We start from the raw sequence: 3,801 nt of genomic DNA, 5'->3' as shown, positions 1-3,801 counted from the left end.
CCGTCGGCGGAGACCACCACCGTGTGCGACACCCCTGGGGTGTTGTCCACGAAGTTGGTGATCAACCAGTTCAGGTTCTGCGCCGCCTGGCTCATCGGGCTCACACTAACGCTCCTGATCGTAGGTGCTGCCGGGGCCGAAGCCCGGTTGGTCATTCTGGGTGTTGTCGGAGCCGCCCGCGGTGCGTCCCCGCCGGACGCCGCGGTGCAGGTTGCTCAACCTGCCTCGGACGTCCTCCGGGGTGCGGGAGACCTGGGCCCCGTCCTGGGGTGTCTGCTCCGCGGCGCCCTCGACCAGATTGGCCTTGGGCACTCGGCGGGGCAGACCGGAGGGGGTGACTCCGCCGGCCTTGGGGTCGCGGAGCCCCTCCGCCCGCTGCCAGCGCTCGTCGTTCGCCGTGCGCCAGCCGGAATCGTCGGAGCGATCCGCCTGCCGGGGCACTTCCGGGGATTCCGCTTGCGGCTGGTACCGCGGGGCCGAGCCCTCCTCGGGGTGCTGCCTCCGCGGCTCCCGGCGCGGGAGTCCCGCGCCGGTCACAGTGGTGGAAGCATCCGAAGCCTGACCCGGTCGATCGAAGCCTACGCGTTCCGCGCCGTCTTCGGGAGCGCTGGGGAAGGATTCCGCTTCCGGATTCCGGACAGGATCCTGCCCGGTGTCGTAACCGTTCTCCGCGTACCCGGTCCCGTAGTCCGGCCGGTACTCGCCCTGGTACTCCTGGCCGTAACCGCCGTCGTACCCGCCGCCCTGTTGCTGGGACTGCTGCTGGGGCTGCTCGTACTGCTGCCGGTAACCGTCCTGGTACCCCTGGCCGTATCCCGTCTCCTGCCCGTAGGGGGCGGTCTCCGGGAATCCGGTCTGCGAGCCGTACCGGCCGGTCTGCTCGGGGTCGTAGAAGGCCTGCTGGGGGGCGTACTGCTCCTGGGCGTCGTGCCCGTCGTGCCCGTCCCCGTAGCCGCCGTAGTCGCCGTCCTGCTGCTGGTACCGGGGCTGCTGGGACTCCAGCGCCGCGCGCCGCTCCTCGCGCATCAGTGAGCGCCCGAGCGGGTCGAGCTGGGGGGAGTTCTCCTGCTCCTCCTCCTGAGAACCGTAGCGGGAGTCGTCGAAGCCCAGGTCCGCGGCGGACAGCTGGCGGTTCTGGGGCGCGGGCTGGGCCGCGTTCGGCTGCTCCGGGACGATCCGGGAGACGGTGAAGTCCTCCTCGACCTCCTCCTGGCCGCCGCCGCCGTGCGTGATCTCCTCCGGAAGCATGACCAGCGAGGTGGTGCCCGCCTGCTCGCCGGAGGGACGCAGCTGGACGCGGATGCCGTGCCGGCTGGCCAGGCGGCCGACCACGAACAGGCCCATGCGCTGGGAGATGGCCACGTCCACCGTCGGCGGGTTGGCCAGCTTGTGGTTGATGTCGGCGAAGTCCTCGGGGGTCAGGCCGATGCCCTTGTCGTGGATCTCGATCATCACCCGGCCGTCGGGCAGCCTGGTCGCGGTGACCCTGACCTTGGTCTGCGGCGAGGAGAACGAGGTGGCGTTCTCCAGCAGCTCGGCCAGCAGGTGCACCAGGTCGGTGACGACGGCGCCGTGGATCTCGCTCTCGGGGACGCCGGACAGCTCGATGCGCTCGTAGTCCTCCACCTCGGAGGAGGCGGCGCGCAGCACGTCCACCAGCGGCACCGGCTGGGTCCAGCGGCGGCCGGGCTCCTCGCCCGCGAGGACCAGCAGGTTCTCGCCGTTGCGGCGCATACGGGTCGCCAGGTGGTCCAGCTTGAAGAGGTTCTCCAGCTGGTCCGGGTCGGCCTCGTTGTTCTCCAGGTCCGTGATGAGGGCGAGCTGGCCCTCGATGAGGCCCTGGTTGCGGCGCGAGAGGTTGGTGAAGATGGCGTTGACGTTCCCCCGCAGCAGCGCCTGCTCGGCGGCGAGCCGGACGGCCTCGCGGTGGACCTGGTCGAAGGCGCGGGCGACCTCGCCGATCTCGTCGCGGCTGTTGATCGGGATGGGCTGGACACGGGTGTCGACCTTGCCCGGGTCGGTGCGGGAGAGCTGGTCCACCAGCATCGGCAGCCGCTGCTGGGCGACGTCGAGGGCGGCGGTGCGCAGCCGGCGCATGTTGCTGCTCATCGAGCGGGCCATCATCCCGGCGATCACGAAGGCGATCACCAGGGCGGCGAGCACGATGACGGAGTTGACGACGGCGTCCCGCTTGGCGTCCGAGGCGATCTGGGTCGTCTCGCTCACCGCCCGGTCAGTGAGGTTCTTCTCCACCTCGCGGTAGGCGTTGAAGTTGGCGGTGGCCGCGGTGTACCAGTTCTCGGCCGTGACGCCGCCGGCCCGCAGCTTCTGGGAGGAGGCCCCGGAGGCGATGGCCTGGATCATCTTGTCGGTCGCCGGCGGTGCGGTGAAGTCCCGTCCCGCGGCCTCCGCCTCCTCCCCGGCCTCGGCGAGCCGCTCCCGGGCGTCCTCGCCCGCCTTGACCTTCTCCTCCTGCAGCAGTTCCCAGTCCTCCGGGGAGGCGCCGCCCCGGTACTCCTCGACGGCGATGTTCTCCAGGTACGCGTAGGAACTGAAGGCGGTGAGCTGTCGCTGCTTGTCCGCCGCGCCCGGACCGGGCTTGATCAGCAGGTGGGTGCCGATCGAGCGCTGCAGGGACTCGGCGGCCTTGGAGAGGGAGATCGCGTAGACGGTGCGGCCGTAGGAGGTGATGTTGCCGGTGCCCAGGCCCAGTTCGTTGGCGAACTCCATCAGCGGGTGCTGGACCCGGACGTAGCCCTCCTCGGTCTCCACACCCTTCAACCGGTCGGTGTAGGCGGCCTGGCGCAGCTCCTCCAGCTCCGGCTCGACCTTTTTGAAGGCGGCGAGGCGGCGCTTGAGGTTCTGCTGGTCGGGCATCTGGTCGACGCGGCGGTAGAACTCCTCGCGCGCGGCGTCGGTGACCCCGCGCACCTCCGCGATCACCGGGTCGTCCGTCTTGCCCTGCAGCAGCGGCGCGGCGGTGCGGTCGCGCTCGTCGATCAGGGCGTGGCCGTACGCGGCGGCGGCGCGGACCAGTTCCGCGGTGCGGTTGGCGTCCTCCGCCTCGTTCAGCGTGTCCAGCGAGTTCTGCACCCGGAAACCGCCGAAGACCAGGGCGACGAGCACGGGGATGAGGAGGATGGCGTTCAGTCTGGTGGCCACGCGCCAGTTGCGCACCGCGAAACGGCCGCCACTGCCCGACTCCCCGCCGTTCCCGGGCAGGTCGGAGTGCGCCCCCACGGCGCGCTGCGGCGGCGTGAAGTTGCCACGCGGCTCCCCGGGCGGGGAGCTCGGATTGCTTCGCCTCACTCGACCAAACCTCTCGGCTTCAGCCCATCGTCTTCGATGAAACCGTAACTACTGCTGAGTTCAGCGAATTTCAGCACGGCAGGCAGAAGCTTTCCAAACACCTGGACCAGTGGCGAATCACACGCGGATGCCCGGGAGGAAAAGGGCATATGGCCCACAGGTTGACGAAAGGCTGAAATTTTGTACGCGCTGGGGAGCGAGGCGCTCGCGGCGAGTGGCATCCACCCCGCAATTCTCTGTCGAAACGTTATGAAAACCGGGACGGACCGGGCGCGATGTCCGGTCCGTCCCGGCTACTGATCCGTAACCCGCTGTCGCCGTCGGCGGCTTGGGCGATCCGGGCGGCCACCGTGCGCACGCGCGCGAGCCCGCGTCCGGATCAGCGCAGGCGTGCCAGGAGCGCGTGCTCGACCAGCGTGATCAGCGCGCTCTTCGCCTCCGCCCGGTGCCGCGCGTCGGTGGTGATGATCGGCGCGTCCGGACCGATCTGCA

1 protein-coding gene and 2 pseudogenes are annotated in these 3,801 nt (G+C 70.1%); all 3 read right to left on the bottom strand.

Translation table 11 applies throughout. The features are described 5' to 3' along the window. Nucleotides 1-95 (bottom strand): annotated as a pseudogene (locus tag BM237_RS30600) (roadblock/LC7 domain-containing protein); the annotation flags it as partial. 10 nt (nucleotides 96-105) lie between these two features. Next, a complete protein-coding gene (locus tag BM237_RS28495; protein WP_093852630.1) occupies nucleotides 106-3,309 on the bottom strand; it encodes a sensor histidine kinase in 3,204 nt (1,067 codons plus the stop codon). Nucleotides 3,310-3,688: 379 nt separating this feature from the next. After that, a pseudogene (locus BM237_RS28490) lies at nucleotides 3,689-3,801 on the bottom strand (ATP-binding protein); the annotation flags it as partial.

It is taken from the genome of Streptomyces mangrovi (assembly GCF_900114215.1).
GTDB classification, from domain to species: domain Bacteria; phylum Actinomycetota; class Actinomycetes; order Streptomycetales; family Streptomycetaceae; genus Streptomyces; species Streptomyces barkulensis.
The sequence above is the reverse complement of the archived record's forward strand: the minus strand, read 5'-3'. Positions and strand labels throughout refer to the sequence as shown.